Annotated in this window: 13 protein-coding genes and 1 pseudogene; 10 read left to right on the top strand and 4 right to left on the bottom strand. The window is 45.5% G+C overall.

The annotated features are described in order from the left end of the window. Complete coding sequence (locus RQP52_RS14700; RefSeq protein WP_315952443.1) at positions 1-723, top strand: nucleoside phosphorylase; 723 nt, start codon at positions 1-3, stop codon at positions 721-723. Positions 724-831: 108 nt separating this feature from the next. Here RQP52_RS14700 and RQP52_RS14695 read toward each other — a convergent pair whose 3' ends face one another. Both RQP52_RS14695 and RQP52_RS14690 read right to left on the bottom strand, forming a co-directional pair. Further along, positions 832-1479, bottom strand: coding sequence for a response regulator transcription factor (locus RQP52_RS14695; protein WP_315952442.1), 648 nt, complete (start codon positions 1477-1479; stop codon positions 832-834). Beyond that, a complete protein-coding gene (locus RQP52_RS14690; protein ID WP_315952440.1) occupies positions 1476-3800 on the bottom strand; it encodes an ATP-binding protein in 2325 nt (774 codons plus the stop codon). Before RQP52_RS14690 ends, RQP52_RS14695 begins: the two co-directional genes overlap by 4 nt. Before the next feature lie 74 nt (positions 3801-3874). Between RQP52_RS14690 and RQP52_RS14685 the strand changes: the two genes are divergently transcribed. From RQP52_RS14685 to RQP52_RS14670, 4 genes are all read left to right on the top strand, one after another. Then, positions 3875-4060 carry a hypothetical protein gene (locus RQP52_RS14685; protein WP_315952438.1) on the top strand — a complete coding sequence of 62 codons (186 nt, stop codon included), beginning with the start codon at positions 3875-3877 and terminating at the stop codon, positions 4058-4060. Positions 4061-4284: 224 nt separating this feature from the next. Continuing rightward, positions 4285-4455, top strand: coding sequence for a hypothetical protein (locus RQP52_RS14680; protein WP_157321945.1), 171 nt, complete (start codon positions 4285-4287; stop codon positions 4453-4455). Next, positions 4445-4819 carry a hypothetical protein gene (locus tag RQP52_RS14675; protein WP_315952436.1) on the top strand — a complete coding sequence of 125 codons (375 nt, stop codon included), beginning with the start codon at positions 4445-4447 and terminating at the stop codon, positions 4817-4819. Before RQP52_RS14680 ends, RQP52_RS14675 begins: the two co-directional genes overlap by 11 nt. 166 nt (positions 4820-4985) lie before the next feature. After that, a complete protein-coding gene (locus RQP52_RS14670) occupies positions 4986-6752 on the top strand; it encodes a methyl-accepting chemotaxis protein (RefSeq protein ID WP_315952435.1) in 1767 nt (588 codons plus the stop codon). A 57-nt stretch (positions 6753-6809) separates the two neighbouring features. Here the strand turns inward: RQP52_RS14670 and RQP52_RS14665 are convergent, their stop codons facing one another. Beyond that, positions 6810-8039, bottom strand: a complete 1230-nt coding sequence (locus RQP52_RS14665; RefSeq protein WP_315952433.1) for a PASTA domain-containing protein — start codon at positions 8037-8039, stop codon at positions 6810-6812. Positions 8040-8504: 465 nt separating this feature from the next. On the opposite strand from RQP52_RS14665, the gene RQP52_RS14660 reads away from it, so the two are divergent. The 3 genes and pseudogenes from RQP52_RS14660 to RQP52_RS36485 all read left to right on the top strand — a co-directional run bounded on the left by RQP52_RS14660 (position 8505) and on the right by RQP52_RS36485 (position 15456). Then, positions 8505-10157: a hydroxysqualene dehydroxylase gene (locus tag RQP52_RS14660; RefSeq protein WP_315952431.1), complete on the top strand. Its 1653-nt coding sequence runs from the start codon at positions 8505-8507 to the stop codon at positions 10155-10157. A 103-nt stretch (positions 10158-10260) separates the two neighbouring features. Further along, positions 10261-14949, top strand: a pseudogene (locus RQP52_RS14655) (AAA family ATPase); the annotation flags it as partial. A gap of 54 nt (positions 14950-15003) precedes the next feature. Then, entirely contained in the window at positions 15004-15456 is a 453-nt protein-coding gene (locus tag RQP52_RS36485) for a sensor histidine kinase (protein ID WP_379171496.1), read from the top strand. A gap of 59 nt (positions 15457-15515) precedes the next feature. On the opposite strand, the gene RQP52_RS14650 is transcribed toward RQP52_RS36485, so the two are convergent. After that, complete coding sequence (locus tag RQP52_RS14650; RefSeq protein WP_315952428.1) at positions 15516-15854, bottom strand: L,D-transpeptidase; 339 nt, start codon at positions 15852-15854, stop codon at positions 15516-15518. 138 nt (positions 15855-15992) lie between these two features. On the opposite strand from RQP52_RS14650, the gene RQP52_RS14645 reads away from it, so the two are divergent. Together RQP52_RS14645 and RQP52_RS14640 are read left to right on the top strand one after the other, a co-directional pair. Continuing rightward, positions 15993-17159: an iron-containing alcohol dehydrogenase gene (locus tag RQP52_RS14645; RefSeq protein ID WP_315952427.1), complete on the top strand. Its 1167-nt coding sequence runs from the start codon at positions 15993-15995 to the stop codon at positions 17157-17159. Further along, on the top strand, positions 17156-18079 hold the full coding sequence (locus RQP52_RS14640; protein ID WP_315952425.1) for an EamA family transporter: 924 nt from the start codon (positions 17156-17158) through the stop codon (positions 18077-18079). The genes RQP52_RS14645 and RQP52_RS14640 overlap by 4 nt, the downstream gene beginning before the upstream one ends. Positions 18080-18134: the final 55 nt, after the last annotated feature.

The following is an 18134-nucleotide window of genomic DNA, read 5'->3' as shown; positions in this document are numbered from 1 at the left end:
TTGAAATTATCCATTTTACAGGTGAATACAGAGGATTTAAGTCCTTACGCGATTGTTTGCGGGGATCCATTCCGAGCAGAATCCATCGCGCGCAAGCTGGACAATGTTCGTGAGCTGGCTTTTAGCAGAGAATATCGAACTTTCGTTGGTGAAGCGTCTGGCGTAGCGATTACCGTTGTCAGTCATGGCGTTGGATCGCCTGGAGCTGCTGTTTGTTTTGAAGAGTTGATTAAAGGCGGCGTAAAAACGTTGATTCGCGTTGGAACCGCAGGCTCTTACTCGGCAGAAGTCCCTCCGGGGAGCTTGGTAGTGAGCACTGCAGCGGTTCGGGAAGATGGCTTGACCCGTCAGTTAGTACCACTAGGCTTCCCGGCAGTAGCCGATTCAGACGTTGTGCGGGCACTGTTTGAAGCTGCAAGCGAGACAGATGGTCTTGTGAAAAAGGGAATTACCGTCACGTTGGATGCCTTCTTCCAAGGTGTGGAAGAATTCCCTCATCAGAAATACAAGCAGGCTGGCGCCTTGGCTGTTGAGATGGAAATCTCTGCACTATACGTCATTGCAGCGCTCCGCGGAGTGCGTGCAGGCGCGATAGTCGCATTGGACGGTTATGCGGATGCAGATCTGAGGGAAGTATACGATCCACATACAGATGTGGTTTCTGGTGCTGTTGAGCGGGAAATTGATGCTGCTATACGTGCCATAGTCAAATTGAACCAGTAATATGTTCGACATAGAAAAGAGGTCAATCAGCGCAAGCTGGTTGACCTCTTTTGTTATTGCAGCTGAGTCGTTCTGTGCTGTCAGCCGCGCGGCTAAGCTTCCATTTCCTTACCTGCGGTTAACATCAAAAATGTGCTTGAACTGATTGAATTTGTCCACCGCTTGCGCACGGGATTTGACGCCTAATTTCTCGTAAATTTTGCGAACATAATTATCGACCGTACGTTTGCTCATATGTACTTCATCCGCCATCTGTTCATTGGTTAAACCTTGAACAATCATCGTCATCATATTCACTTCATCATCGTCCAATAAATCCGTCTGGTGCAAATTCCCGCTTGATACTCTCATCTTGTGGAAAACAGGAACAGGTACTACCGTAAAGTTCTCCATTAACAGAGTAACTAAGCTTTTGATGAGCGTCCCGCTGGATTCCTTTGAGATTACGGCGCTAACCTCGAGCCCAATCAAATGGTTGTAGAGGTGCGATAATTCGATTCCGGAGAAGATAACGAGATGTGTCGTGGGATATTTACCTTTAATAATTTTGGCAACTTCATCTCCGTACTGATCCGGCAAATTAAAGTCTAGAAATACAATATCCGGCACATGCAAGTCCATGAGTTCTAAGCATTGTTTGGCATTACCCGCAATCCCGACAATTTGCACGCCGTCAATTTGTTTGAGCGTACTGGAAGTTGCCTCAGCCATTAGAGGGTGATCATCTACGATTAAAATTTTTGATTGCTTGTTCATGCAGTACTTCCTTCCTGAGTAGGTATGGGAATCCGAATGGTGAGTTCAACGCCGCTTCCCTTATCCGAGAGAAGCTCTAGATGTCCACTCAAATGTAAGACACGGCTTTTCATCTGTTCTAGTCCAAAGCTGGTGTTAGCAATCGTTCGCAGTCTTTTGTCCTTCGCGAGGGCTTGCGGGTCAATGCCGACCCCATCATCCCGATAAAATAAACATAAGTCATTATCAGCGACAGCCAATTTAATGATGACTTTAGAGGCATTTGAGTGTTTCTTGGCATTGTGCATAAGTTCTTGGAAGATACGGAAAATGTGCTTCTTAATATCGATATCAAGTCTTTCGATGATCAACGCGCCATCCACGTGGAATTGCGTTTCATATTCGTTTAAGCCAATATCCAGATCCAATGTTGCTTGAATGGTTTGAATTAACCCAATATTTTGAAGCAGATGCGGATTTAATTCAAAGCAGCTTTGACGTAAGCTTTCATTCACCAGATCCAGGTGTTTGATCGCTTGAACCACTTGCTGTTGATCCTCGTTATTGTTGATAAAAGAAATTAATCTTCTACGTACTAATAAAATGTCCTGCATCGTCGTGTCATGCAGATCTGTAGCAAGTCTGTATCGTTCTTGTTCCTGTAGTTCAAAAAGTGATTTGCGAAGCCAAACAACGTCCTGCCCGGCTTCCTCATTCGGAATTTGCGAAGCTAAATCATGCAATTTAACGGTTAATTTACGAATCAGATATATATTTTCCAAGCTTACCGCCAAATAAGAAATGATCAGACTTAACCACTGACGTTCCTCCAGACTTAGCAGTGTGTTGGTTTTTTTCCTGGCAGTGACTAAGTAGCAGGAGTACTCTTCGTTTTGATTAATAACAAAAATAGAATACTTCGAGTCATCCAACCGATTTTCACGCAAATATTGTTCGATTTCGTTTAAATCCAGAACGCCCTCGCCAATGGTTTCCATGGAATGCGGGTACTGAAAAACGATGGCTCCACCGTAGACGTTGAGGGTACTTACGATATCTACCAGAATAATATCTTTTAATTCGCGGAAACTCGTAATTGTCCGCAAGTTTCTTGCAATTTTCTTAAGGGCAAGCTGTAAGTAAAACTTTTTGGGAAACATGATAGCATCCAGCTTTGTAACAAAATATTCAAGCACGTAAAGCAAGAAAGAGATGGTTGTTAAAATAAATAAGAAGCTTAACGACATGTTTTTCACAGTGACTGCATTACTAAAAATCAGAGCGATCATGAGCACGATTAATGTGGTTGGTACCATCGAAATAAGAGACGTATACAGAATGCGGCGTAGCAAGATATGAATATCAAACAATTGCTTGGTGACGATGATATAAGTAAACGATAATGGAAAGAACACAACAAAGTATCCCGTATAAAGCGATTTAACGAGCGGCGCTCCTGTGAACAAAATTGGCAGGAAGGATAGAAAAGCTAACGGTGCTGTCGAAATAAAGAGGGCGAACCAGACAAGCTTAATAATGGCTTGGATGGAAGAATTATCCCGTCGATATTTGAAAAACACATAAAATAGTAATCCGATATTAAGTAAGAATCCGCACAAAAATAAAAGTAGGACACAGCGATAGTCTAATATATAAAACTTGTATGTGTCCAGCGGCGTGAAATAGATGCATCTTCCAATAAAAGTGAGAAACATGAAGCTATAGACATATTTCAAATAGGTGGTTGGCAGTGAGACACCGCTTTTCTCTTTGAAAAATAAAGTTAGAAAATGAACGAAGACAAATGGCATGATCATCACAAGATTGCTGATTAGCACTTTCGCCAAACTATCTCCGCGAGCGGAAGGGGGGATGCACATGAAAATGATGCCTACAATGAGAAAAACAAGCGATAGCAGACGAGCTGATTTGGAGTGGGGAATTTTCCACAAGATCATAAAGGAAACACAAAGACAAATAATTTCTCCGAACAAAGAGATAAAGTCGAAATCAGGTTGAACGATATCTTCGAATGATATCGTTATTTGCTGGTCATTCCTGGCGATGGTAATTGTATCCGCTTGCTCGATCGTAGCCCATTTTTGGACAATGTTGTTTTCGTTAGGGTCTTTTCCGTTCACATCAATAATTTTGTCGCCAACTTGAAGCCCAAGCTCCGATCGGATTTTGTCATCTTGAAACGATTTGATATGCCATTCCATGCGTTCATTTCGTTGTAATTGAATCCCGAAGAATGTGTACTGAAAGGTGATGAATAAAAACCAAATCTGCAAGCCTACTAAACAAAAAGATAGAAGAATTTTATACAATTTGTGATTCAATCACTATATCTTCCTCTCAATCACTGCTATAATAGCAGTTGTTACTTAATTTGGTTGAATTAGGGGGTATGTGTATGATCAGTGCAACATGGTCACCGGATTTATCAACAACCATTGCTTATTTGAAAAAGTTGGGTTTGAGCGAGAGATCGTCCGCACTTCAAGGTCTGACAGGTGTCTCGGGATGCGAAAAACAGGCAATTATGAAAACGTTTACCAATTCTAGAAAGAACGAAACGAAAGAAGAATTTTGGTTCTAGTTCATGCACACCGTTACTTAATTTTACCAAATCTCTCAAAAAGATTGCAATTAGATTTTTAAAATCTAGCTGCCATCTTTTTTTTTGCGCAAAAAAATGTGCGTTTATTTGAGAGTCAGAGGTGTATTTACGAAAATAATTATTGCGCTGATATTTAGAGCGCTTCGATATATGATGTAAGTAGGAAATTTTCCAAATTCATGTAAATAAGGAGGGATTTCATAATGAATAACGAACAGTTTGAATTTATGTTTGATACGGTGTTAACGGATGTTGTTAAACAAACCTACAGCACGCTTTCCCTGCCCTCAAAAGAACAAATCCAAATTTCTATGAAAAAGATGATGGATATGATCGAAGCGAATCACCGGTGGAATACTGGGAATGAGCGATAAGAAGATGAATCGATGGAGTACTTACGAACCTTTAGCTGCTGAGCTGGGCGGTAAACAAATCGCCGACCTCGTCGTAACCGGTCATGCTCATTCCCGATTTGGCGAGCGCGTTACGTATGAAAAAGCAAATCTCGAAGAGGTTAACCTATTTGTACGGAAAAAGCTTGAAGATGAGCGAATTAAGCCCAGTAACCGCAACGAACCGACGATGTTTATCATTGATGATGATGTAGAGATGGTGGCTGAATTTGAGCTGATGGAAGAAAATGAGCTTCGGGCAGGCCATTCGCGATATAAAATGATCGTCGTTACCTTCTTAGGACGTTTGTCTGATAACAGTGAATATACGGATTTACAATCTTAATATAAATTTCAAAATGGTTGGACAGAGCAATTCTGTCTGATCATTTTTATTTTATGAGGACCTAAGAACTAAATTCGTATTTATAGAAGAAGGATTTTCCATGTCATTGTCGAAAACAGTTGTCGAAAACAATCGAAAAAGATGTTGAGGATAAGGGGAATATCATATGTTACATAGTGTTCAATGGTTCAGAAAACACTTGGTTGTTCGTATTGTAGCCGCTGTTATGATTGTTATTTTGGCACTGTCCGCCGGCTATATCACAATGGAATTCCGAAATGCCAAGCATGCGGGGATGGAAGCGATATCCAGTTACGGTATTCGGCTTTCAGATAGCTATACCAAAGGAATGGATATTGGCCAAATCGAACAATTCTTGAAAGACCCCAAGGAAAATGATCTCTATTGGCAAATCAGACAGCAGCTGGATACATACCGCACACAAATCGGTGCGCTATACGTCTATTTGGTTCGTTTCGACGAACAGCAAAAACCTCTCATTATGATCGATGGACAACCTAAGGGGTCGGACGTCGCTTCTCCCATCAATGAGGAGACGGACATCGCGGCAACGGAAGTTGAAACACTGTTGAAAGGCGTTTCGGCAAGCTCGGCGATTATCGATAATCCGAAATACGGGAAATACATTTCAACCTATACCCCTGTGAAAAATGCCGAGGGCAAAGTGATTGCTGTTCTTGGCATTGATACGGAGGCAGGTGTAACGGAGCAAATTTCCTCCAGTGTCATCAAAAGTAATCTGCCCATTTATGGATTGATGCTTGTTCTCACTATACTTGGACTTGGACTCGTTATGCTCGTAGTAACCCGAGCCCTTCGTCCTTTGCAGTGGATTGGGGCAGGTGCGGAGAGCATAGCGAAAGGAGACTTCCTAAGCGCAAGGAAGCAATTAGCTGCTAATCCGGTTCGCTCTATCGATGAAATCGGAACGGTATACCGCGCGATGATGAAGATGTCTAACGACATCAATGATATGCTTCGAACGATTGTCTCCCAAGTCTCGCATACGTCAGAGCAGTTTGTGGTGACCACTCAGCATTTCAATGTACAGGCTCACCGTTTGCTCGAGATGAATACGAATGTGAATACATCCCTCCAGGTGGTGGCTGACGGCGCTAATACCGTACAGTTCAGCACGAACGAGAGCGCTCGCTCGATGGAAGAAATGGCGACGGCTATTCACCGCATATCCGAAGCTTCCTTGACCGTTGCCGACGCATCAAACAACGCGCTGCAAAGCGCACAATCGGGGCAATCAATCGTTCAGAACATGAATGGCCAATTCGTGACGATTACGACTGCTACGCAAGAAGCGCTCGATCGCGCGGCCTCCCTTCGCAGCCACTCGAGGGAGATCGGTATTGCCTTATCATCCATTTCCGATATCTCGGAGCAAACGAAATTGTTGGCCTTGAATGCGTCGATCGAAGCCGCAAGAGCCGGAGAACATGGAGCGGGCTTCGCGGTCGTTGCCGGAGAAGTGCGTAAGCTAGCGGATCACGCTGCAGAATCGGCGAAGCTGATCGCGTCTTTATTGCAAAATATTCATCGTGAGACTGAGCGTATGGGAGAGGCGATGGAAGCAGGTCGGAGCGAAATTCAAACGGGCGCTGACCTTTCCAGAAAAGCAGAAGAGTTTTTCCGTCACATTGTGGAACAATTCCGCTTCGTTTCCCATCAGATTCAGGAGATATCTTCGGTAACAGAAGAAATGTCTGCGGGTTCTGAGGAAGTCGCAGCTTCCGTTGTCGATATCGCGCATATTGCGAAATCGTCATCGGATGGCACGACGAACATCCATAAGCTGACCCATGAGCAGCTCGAAATAGCGCGAGAAATCGCTGATTCGGCAGATGCACTAAGCGGGCTTACAGACGAAATGCGGAAGTCTATCGAGCAAATCAAGGTATAGTTGGATGAGAAACAGCCTCTCTGGATGATGAGAGGCTGTTTTGTTTCTTCCTACCTTTTATTGGCTTTGCTTGCTCACCCAGAACGTTACACTATCGCCCTGCAATCCTTTGGTCCCAGGCTGAGGGTCTTGCTTAAAGACCGTACCGTCGGGAGAAGTGCTTGCTTCGATGAAATATTTGAAGCGTAGTCGCAGATCTAGGGCTTGCTGCTGTGCGTCAGCAAGTGATTTACCAACCAAATTGGGAATCTCTACTTCCACAGGCTGATTATTGGCATCCCCAACAAGTTTCGTTGGTACAGGTGTGGGGGTTGGGGTACTCGACGGTGGAGTCGGCGTAGCGGTTTGCACAGGCGTAGTAGCAACAGGCTGCTTCTTCTCTGAAGAAGGCCAAAGTATCCAACCGGCAATAGCCACAACGAACACGGCAGATGCTCCGATACCAACTTTACGTAGCCGGTTCTTGGTGTAACTTTGCTCGGATTCTTCATCCTCGTCCTCATCCTCATCCATTTCCTCTTCCGCGTGGGCGACCACCTGCGCCTTCTGGGATCGGGATGGGCGATGCATGGGTGCAGCGAAAGCTTCTTCTTTGAAGCTGGAAGGCTGTAAGCTGCGCAAACCAAATACGAAGGAGGATAGGGAAGCTTGGCCTTGACAGATGAGCTTCACTAGCTTAATAAGTGCAGCTTTCTGTTCGGGAGTAGCCGAAGGGATAGGCGTACGCTCTAACTGCGTATGGATTACTTCAAACGGGGTTGTACTCGGCTGCGTGCCGCTAAAGAGCTGAAGCATCAAGCGGCAGAGCCCGATTGCGCCTTGTGCTTGGGCATCCCCCTCATCCCAATAATTGATAACAGTAAGCTTATGATGATCATCTAGCCACAGGTTTTCGGCGGCTACGGAGAATCCGGTAATCCGTTCCTCCAAGGCATCAAGCAAGGAGACTCCCAGATCTGCGATCATCGTGATGATTTGATGGAATGTCCACGGTTGTTTATGGATGACACGAGAAAATAACGAACCTGGCTTAGCTTGTAAAATAATGGTTACAGAATCTTCTTCTACGGAAGTGTCCAGAATATGCTGAAAACCGTCATGGATGAAAGCAGCCTTGTGATGAAGAGTTCGCATATAATCTGCGCCAATCTGTCCGGGAACAAGCTTTATGTTATAAAGAAGAACTTTACGAGTCAGAAATACATCTTCTCCATCATGAAGAGTGCCCTGAGGTAAACTGATGATCCGGGTTCCCGGTATGTATCGTGTACCCATCTTGTTATGCATGGAATATCCATCCTCTCTTGATGGCATCATATGAGCATTGCCTATATTATATATGATTCGGTGAGATATAGGAATTTTGGTAGTCTGTTTGCTGTAACAACCATAGAAAAGCGAATTTTTAGTTAAAAATTATGATGATCGTTCGGAATAGGTGGGGTGAAAATAGGAGTAAAGTCGAGTTAAGATCCAGAGGTGAGGCTAATTCCTTCATAGACTTTACTGTACACCTTTTTGCCTGGTTTTGGAACAAGGGTTTAGCAAATTAAACGAGAATTTTATAATTCATAGATTATCTAGGTTACAATACTTGCAAAAATAATAACAAGACCCAATTTTGCTGAAAAACGATATCGGTTTTCAGTTTTTTTATGTTTCTATTGAACTAAAAGTCTATGATTCGAATTGCCTAGATGGTATGATAGTTTACAGATAATTTTACAATATGATCCAAATCGAGGGGGAATTATGGTGAAAAAAGTCGCAATTTTGGGTGGCGGCGTCGCTGGAATGAGCGCAGCACATGAACTAATCACAAGAGGTTATGAGGTATCGGTCTATGAGTTTAAGACTATACCGGGCGGGAAAGCGAGAAGCATGCCTTATGTAGGAAGCGGAGTTGACGGGAGAAGAGATCTTCCAGGTGAGCATGGCTTCCGATTGTTTCCACGTTTTTACAGACATGTCATTGATACTTTACAACATATTCCCTATGAAAACGGAACCGTATATGATAATTTAATGGAAGTAACAAGACTCGATATTGCGACTTTCACGGCACCTTTGCTCCCATTGCTCGCGAAGATAGAGTTCAGCCTTGACAACTTCCTGGTTGTTATCCGTGATCTTTTCGATAATAATCTGGGTTTGACGATGGACGACATGGAGCAGTATGGACGTAAGCTATGGCAAGTTATGACCTCCTGCGAGGAGCGTATCCGCGAGGAATATAACCTGATCGATTGGTGGACATTCATCGAAGCCGAGCAGCAATCCCCTGCTTTCCAGAAAATATTTGCAGGTTTCACCAAAACCCTTGTCGCTTGCCAGTCCAAGATCGCCAACACACAAACGGTAGGTCCTGTAGCCACTCAAATGACACTGGACATCACAACGCCAGGAACGAGCTTTGTCCGACTTCTGAACGGTCCCACGAATGACAAATGGGTGAATCCTTGGCTATCCTTTTTAACAGAAAAAGGCGTTGACTATCATTTGGCTGCAAAGGTAGAGAGCATCGAGTGTGTTGATGGAGTCATTCGCAGCGCGAAGGTGACGGAGAACGGAGAAACGTTTGACGTTGAAGCGGATTATTACATTGCTGCCTTCCCGGTAGAGGTGATGGGGAAATTCATTACTAATGCAATGCTAGAAGCAGATCCAACACTTGCCGGCGTTCAGAAGTTGGTTGATTCTGTGGCGTGGATGAACGGGATCCAGTATTATTTGAAAGAGGATGTTACAATTACGCACGGCCATGTTATTTACTTGGATGCGCCTTGGTCGCTAACGTCCGTTTCACAGAAACAATTCTGGCCTGATGTTCATCTGAGCGAGTATGGCGATGGTACGGTTAAAGGCGTTCTGTCTGTCGATATATCCGATTGGGATACGCCAGGAATTTTATATGGTAAGCCAGCTACACATTGTACGGCAGAAGAGATCAAAGAAGAAGTCTGGGCACAGATGAAGAAAAGCTTGAATGTGGACGGAGCCGTCATATTGGAAGATGAAGTACTGCATTCCTGGTTCCTCGATACCGATATCCAATTTGATAATCCTGAACACGCCTGCACGAATATGGAGCCGCTGCTGATCAACCGTGTAGGAACTTGGAATGATCGTCCGGAAGCGTATACCGCTATTCCGAATTTGTTCTTGGCGGCAGACTACGTTCGTACGAATACGAACCTTGCAACGATGGAAGGCGCCAATGAAGCGGCGCGCCGTGCGGTGAATGCGATTCTCGAACGAGACGGTTCGAAGGAAAAACCATGTAAAATATGGGAAATGTACACCTTTGAGCTGGGGCACCTCGACATATTGAAGCCGTATCATATCCATGATAAGCACCGTTTTGAAAAGGGACTTCCTTGGGACGGCAAGATTTTAGGTTGGTAATACATAGCAGATCAAATATCATTCCAGGCCAACGCGCTCCTTGATTGTTAAGGGGCGTTTGTCTGTGAAAGTACCTGGCAGCAAGTTTTACTAGGAGGATTTTATGTTAATTTTGCCGGAATATGAATTAATCAGACAGATTTATCAGGGCGACCGGACCGTGCTGTTCCGTGCCATCCATAAGCCGACTATGGAAAAAGTCATTATTAAAACCCTTCGGTCGGATTTTCCGGTTTCTGCGGATGTAGCACGACTGAAGCGAGAATACGAAATTGGCAAAATGCTTGACATAACCGGCATTGTGAAACCGCTGGGGCTGCCTAAATATCAGAACAGCATCGCGCTTGTTTTGGAGGACTTTGACGGCGACACCTTATCCTCTTACTTTCCTTTGTTTCGCCAGTCACTTCAGGCTTTCTTAACGGCGGCAATTCAGTTGGTCAAAATCCTCGGCAATATTCATCAGCGATATGTGATACACAAAGATATTAAGCCAAGCAACATTATTACGAATCCTGATAAAAAGATTATGAAACTGGCGGATTTCAGCATCTCCTCCTTTACTAGAGAGCGCCAGGAAATGTTAGATCCGCACCAGCTTGAAGGAACACTGAGTTATATGTCCCCGGAACAAACAGGCCGCATGAATCGGATTATCGATTATCGCTCGGACTATTATTCGCTAGGGGTAACTTTTTACGAAATGCTCACGGGCCGGCTTCCTTTTCAAACCGAAGATCCGGTGGAGCTTATTCATTGCCACTTTGCCGTGACGCCAATTTCTCCCGACAAGATTAGGATGGATATTCCGAAGCCGCTTGCCGAGATTGTCATGAAACTTTTGGCAAAAAACGCCGAAGACCGCTATCAAAGTGCTTACGGGATCATTCAGGATCTTGAACACTGTCTAATGATGGTCAATGCGCCGGATGAAATCCAAGACTTCACAATTGGTCTCTACGATATGACCGACATGTTCCAAATCCCGCAGGGTTTATACGGGCGTTCCCAGGAAATCGAAAAGCTGCTGCATGTCTATTCGCGCGCCATTCATGGCTCCGTAGAAGCCGTGTGGGTAACGGGGGAGTCCGGTTACGGCAAATCGTTCCTCATCGCAGAGACGATGAAGACGGTGATGAAGGACAATAGCTGGTTTTTGGCCGGGCGTTTTGAACCCGGCAAACAGCATGTCTCCTACCATGCGCTATCGAGAGCGCTTAGGCAGCTGGTCCGTCAGCTTCTGACGGAGAAGGATCAACAAATCGAAGAGTACCGAGGACAGTTGCTCAAAGTGCTCGGAACGAGCGGTAAAGTATTAACCGATCTCATTCCAGAGTTGAATCTGCTGATCGGCGAACAACCTCATGCGAAGCAGCTTCCGCCGCAAGAAACGCAAAACCGGTTGCATTTCTTATTACAGCAGTTTTTGCTCATCTTTTGCTCGAAAGACAGGCCCATCGTCTTGTTTCTTGATGACTTGCAGTGGGCGGATGCGGCCTCCTTGCAGTTTATCGATCTGCTTCTAAACGATTCACAGATGAGGCATTTCCTATTTATTGGGGCCTACCGAAGTGAACACGATACCAATTGGTTATCCTCCACGCATGTTCAACTGCTCGATAAGCTGCCGGAACGGCTTGTTGCGGAACGGATTGTGCTGAATGCGCTGGAAATCGGCGATGTCAAGCAGCTAGTAGCTGAGTCATTAAAGACGGAAAACCATCAAGTAGCCGAGTTGGCACAGCTGATCCTGCAAAAAACAGGAGGCAATCCATTCTTCGTCAAACAATTTCTAACTGCCTTATACGAGCAAAATTTGCTTTCCTACAGCTATGAAGCCAATCGGTGGATTTGGGATATGAATGAAATTCAAAAGTTGCGAATTACAGACAATCTCATGTTCCTTTTGGCGGAAAAATTGCTGCGTATGCCGTCCAGAACGCAATATTTATTGCGTCAGGCAGCTTGCTTAGGTGCAACCTTTGATCTGGAGGCGCTTGGCATCATTGCGATGACGTCATTTGAGGATATTTTACAGGAATTGGAAATTTCAATCCAAACGGGTTTGATCATCCCTGTTGGTACGGATTATAAATTTTATACGGATTCGCAAGGCAATTCCGCCGCTCAAGACATTCGCTTTATGTTCGTGCATGATTCGATTCAGGAAGCTGTATATGGTTCGATCGAACAAGCCGATCTGCCTGAGACCCATTTGCATATTGCGCGCAAGCTGCTGGAGTTCTTGCCTGAAGCACAAATTGAGCAGCGCTTATTCGATATCATCAACCATATGAACTTAGGTTCGGAGTTGTTGAAAGAGCGTCAAGAGCTTGTCAGTCTGCTTGAGTTTAACTTGCGAGCTGGCCGTAAAGCCAAATCTTCGAATGCCTATCGTTCTGCGCTTCAATATTACAACAAGGCTTTGACGTTATTGAATCTGGTAGAAAATAAGGAGATGGAGGATCTCAGCTTCTCGATTCGGCTGGAAAAGTCCGAAGTCCTCTATTTGAACGGCCAAGCGGATGAAGCGGAAACTTCCTATGAACAGCTGCTCCTGGATGCCCGGACGAACGAGCTGAAGCTGGAAGTGTATAACTTACAGGTTATCTTGTACACCAACGTCGGAAAGCAGCGTAAAAGTGTCGAAGTTGGCTTAAAAGCCTTGGCTGAACAAGGGATTCGTATTCCAAGCGAACCGACGAGCGCGAATATTTTTCTGGCCTATCTCAACCTCAAAGCTAAGATTGGGCGTAAAAATACACTGCAGCTGTATGATTTGCCAATCATGGAAGATGAATACCGCTTCAAATTGATGAGTTTGATGATGAGTATTGCGGTTTCGGCGTATTTCGTAAATACGAACTTATTCGTACTTTTTATGTTCATCATGACCAAACACGCGCTAAAATACGGCAATACACCGGTTATGGCCTACGTGTACGGCTCCTATGGATTAATCCTTGGCTCAGGTTTCGGTGATTATCAGTTAGGCTACCAGTACGGACAACTTGGCGAAAGATTGAATGCCCGTTTCCAATCCCATCAATACCGCAGTAAAAGCCACTTTTCCTTCGGGTTGTTCGTTACACCGTGGGTCAAACCGCTGCAAGTTAGCTTGGAGCATCTGAATGAGTCGTTCAAAAGTGGAATTGAAGACGGAGACTTGGTTTTCGCAGGCTACGCACTGACCTATCAGGTGCTGGCTAAGGATTTTCAAGGCGTGGCTCTTCCGGAAGTACAAGAAGATCTGAATAAGAACTATCGCATCCTGGAGCAAACCAACCATCATGACACTCTGCTTATGTTAGAAATGCTGCGCATGGTGATTCAGAATCTGGAAGGAAAAGCCGGAAATCCCCTGATCGTCGGCACGGACGAAGCAGCGGAAGAGCGGTTTGTCCAAAAGCTGATTATTCACCCGAATCAAGTCATTATACATGAGTATAAGGTTAAAAAAATGATGCTGTATTATTTGTTCGGTCAATACGAAGCTGCTTTAAAGACCGGCAAAGAAGCAGAGCCGATGCAGGCTGTCTCTTTCGGATTGTTCCACATTCCTGAGAACTATTTCTATTATGTTTTATCCATTGCCGCTGTGTATAAGGATGCAACCATATTTGAACAGAAGCTTTACGCCAAGCAAATAGGTAAAATGCTGCGCAAAATGGACAAGTGGGCGACTCACTGTCCGGAAAACTTCTTGCACCTTAGCTCCTTGATGCGTGCCGAGTGGAGCCGTGTCACGGGGAATTTCCAGAAAGCCGAGCAGGACTACGAGTTGTCCATCCGGCAAGCAAGGGAGCAGGGCTTCATCCAACATGAAGCGATCGCTTGCGAGCTGGCAGGGAGGCTCTACAAGGATGCCGGCCGCGAGAAGATCGCAAAAACCTACTTCATTGATGCTTATTATGGCTATTTAAGTTGGGGAGCTAAAGCGAAAGCCGATGAGTTAAAGCTGCGTTATCCAAACTATCTGACCTCACTTAAGGAGCAGCAGGACTGGAGTACGACGAATATCAGCGACTATTCGCTGCAGGCTCTGGATTTTATGACGATTATGAATACGTCCAGATCCTTATCCAGTGAAGTCAATTTGGAGCAGCTCATCAAACGATTGATGGAAATCGTTACTTATTCGTCAGGCGCAGAGCGAAGCATCCTTGTTCTGAAGGAGAAAGAAAGCCTGTATGTCGAGGCGGAAATGCTTGCGACGGAAGGCAAAGATTCCTGCACGGTGAGCTCGGTTGCTCTGGAAACGCGGGAAGATCTTCCGGCCGCTGTGATTCATTTCGTTGCCCGGACCAAGGAAGGCGTCGTGTTGGACGATGCCGCGAATAAAGGCATCTTCACGCATGATCCTTATATTCGCGCCGCTGAGGGCAAATCGATTTTCTGTGAACCGATTCTGCATCAGGGCAATCTCGTCGGCGTCTTTTATCTGGAAAATAACTTGATTCGCAATGCCTTTACATCGGACCGCCTTGATATTATCAAGCTGCTGTCCGCGCAGGCGGCGATTTCGATTGAAAATGCCAGACTTTATAACGACTTGGAGTCCAAAGTGAAAGAGCGTACGAATGAATTGATCCTGATGGAGACTTCGCGGCGCGATTTGCTTTCGAATATTTCTCACGATTTGGGTACACCGCTGACTTCCATTCAGGGCTACGTCGAGGCGATTCTGGACGGTGTGATCCAGGAGCCCGAAGAACAAAGAAAGTACCTTTCGGTTGTGCATATGCGCATTGTCGGTATTCAGCGATTGATTACCGATCTCTACCAACTGAGCCGCTTGGAAACAAAGCAGTTCCATTTCCAGCTTGCGCCAACTTCCTGTCAGACCATGGTGCGCCAGCTTTTTGCCAAATATGAGCTGGACTGCGCCAATGCGGGTATCACTTACACTCTCGATATGGTGAATTCGGAAGATGAAGAGATGTTGTTAACCGTTGATACGGATCGGATCGAGCAGGTGTATGCCAATATTATTTACAATGCCATTAAGTTTTCGGCTAAAGGCGGCTTCATTCATGTGCATGTGGACATCAAAGGCGATCCGCGCCAACTTGTGATTCGGGTGACCGACACAGGCGTGGGGATCAGCGAAGAGGATCTGCCGCACATATTTGAAAGGTTCTATAAGGTTTCCAAATCACGCAGCACATCCGGCGGAAGCGGACTTGGTCTTGCGATTGCCAAAGAGATTGTCCAATATCATGGAGGGCAGATCTGGGCGGAGAGCCGTCTAGGCAAAGGCTGCAGTATCTCGTTCTCTTTGCCGGTACACCGGATTTAATGAGTCTAGAAATGAATAGGCTGTCCCTCGGTCATTATGATGACTGTTGGGACAGCCTATTAAGGTCGTATCGTCACACGGGTATGAATCGGCACGAGTGCGGCCAGTTCAAGCACATCTTCGTTGTACATTCGGATGCATCCGTGAGAGGTACGTTTGCCAATGGAGGAGGGGTCGTTGGTGCCATGAATACCGTAATGCGGTCTGCTCAATCCCATCCAGAAGACGCCGAAAGGACCGCCAGGATTGGGCTGTTTATTAATAATCGTATACTCGCCGATGGGTGTACGGGTTACCATCTTGCCGATTCCCACCGGGAATGCGCGTACAACGCGATTTACATCAAGCAAATATAATTGGAAATCGGACAGGTCAATAATAATGCGGTAATTGGGCATGGGATATTCACCTCGGTCTATCTTATGTAGGTACATGAGAAACGACAGGGCGCCAAACCTTTTTCGAAATTAAAACGGAGTTGTGGTATACTGCATTAGTTAGAAATCAGATATCAGTCATCCAAGGGAGCTACAATCATGCAATCTTTTTTACAATTCAATCCAACGAAATTATGGTTCGGCAAAGGGCAAATTGAGCAGTTAGCGCAGGAACTAGGCACTCCTGGCAAGAAGGTGCTGCTCGTATTTGGCGGCGGAAGCATTAAGAAAAATGGCGTTTACGAAGCTGTTAAACAGCAGCTTGACCATATGCAAGCGGACATGTATGAAATGTCAGGCGTTGAGCCGAACCCGCGGCTTACGACAGTGAAGAAGGGGATCGAACTGTGCCGGGAGCACGGTATTGAGCTGATTCTAGCTGTAGGCGGCGGTAGTGTGATTGACTGTGCCAAAGCAATTTCAGTTGGCGTTTATTATGATGGTGATGTTTGGGATATTATTACGCGCAAGGCTGTCCCTTCTAGAGCACTGCCATTCGGAACGGTGCTAACGTTGGCGGCCACGGGTTCTGAAATGAACAACATTTCAGTCATTACTCACTGGGAGAAAAACGAGAAGCGCGGCTGGAGCAGCCCCTTGGCCTATCCGGCTTTCTCTATTTTGGACCCGGAGTTTACGTATTCGGTGCCCTTGGATCAAACGGTGTACGGCATTGTGGATATGATGTCTCATGTGCTCGAACAGTATTTCCACCTCACCGAAAATACGCCAATGATGGATCGTTTCATGGAATCGGTTCTCTTAACGATCATGGAGGCTGCGCCTAAACTGCTTGAGAACCTGCACAGTTATGAACATCGAGCAACGATCATGTATGCGGGAACTACCGCTTTTAACGGGTTATTATCCAGCGGGACCGATGGCGGAGACTGGGCATCTCACCAGATCGAGCACGGCTTGTCCGCGGTGTATGATATTCCGCATGGCGGAGGTCTTGCCATCATTTATCCGAACTGGATGAGACACTGCGCAGAAGATGATCCTTCACGGATGACCAAGCTGGCGTTGGCTGTGTTCGGTGTTGATCCCACAGGCAAAACCGATCACGAAATTGCATATGAAGGCATTGAGGCGCTGCGTCAATTCTGGAATTCGCTAGGTGCGCCGAACTGTTTAGCGGACTATGACATTAGTGATGCCAGACTTGAGGAATTAATTCATAAGTCCTTTATGAAGGAGCAAGTGGGAAGTTACAAAATCATGACGCGTGATACCGTCAGAGATATTCTGACGAAATCGCTATGATGAAATATTATTTGTTCGTGTTGGCTGGCGCATGCAGCTTTGGATTGTTATCCACTTTTGTCAAAAAAGCGTATGAATCGGGCTTCCAAGTGGGGGAAGTGGTTGGCAGCCAAAATTTGTTCGGCGTGCTGATGATTTGGATCTTGGTTCTTGTTACAGCCAAATCCAATCGAGGCGGCAGCGCCGAGACCAAGAAGTATAAAGTGGCACCGCGGCAAGCCTTGTCACTCATGGCGGTTGGAACAACCTCAGGCTTAACGGGTATTTTTTATTACGCAGCTTTGCAATATATCTCAGCTTCCTTTGCCATTATTCTTTTGTTTCAATTTACCTGGATCGGAATTTTGCTTGAGGCGATAACAGAGCGGAAACGGCCTGGAAAAGATAAAATATTCGCGCTCATCATCCTGTTTATCGGAATTATTATGGCAAGCGGATATTTAGGTGGCGGGCAAGAAGCACCGTCATGGATTGGAATCAGTCTGGGGCTTCTCTCTGCGCTAACTTATGCCTTATTCATTATGTTTAGCGGCAAAGTTTCCAGCGCGATTGCGCCAATTACTCGCAGTGCTATTATGCAGTCAGGATCGTTAATCCTGGTAATGCTGGTTTATCCGCCGCATTTTCTGTTCAACGGCTCTTTACATGAAGAACTTCTGCCTTGGGCGCTTCTGCTTGCATTCTTCGGTGTCGTCATACCGCCGTTGTTTTTCGCGATTGGCGTTCCTCGGATCGGCGGTGGCATCGCGACAATTATGAGCGCGGCTGAATTGCCGACCGCAGTCATCATGTCTTTCGTCGTGCTTCATGAAACCGTCCATAGCATACAATGGATTGGTGTTATTATTACAATGGTTGGTATTGCTTTGCCAGAATTGATGAAGCTGCGGAAGCGGCGGAGTCAAACGGGCGTAAATTAGAATCAGGTGAACTCTGCATCGTGATGGTGAGGGAGTTCACCTTTTTGTTATGCTG

This window comes from Paenibacillus violae (genome assembly GCF_032461945.1).
GTDB lineage: Bacteria > Bacillota > Bacilli > Paenibacillales > NBRC-103111 > Paenibacillus_E > Paenibacillus_E violae.
The sequence above is the reverse complement of the archived record's forward strand: the minus strand, read 5'-3'. Positions and strand labels throughout refer to the sequence as shown.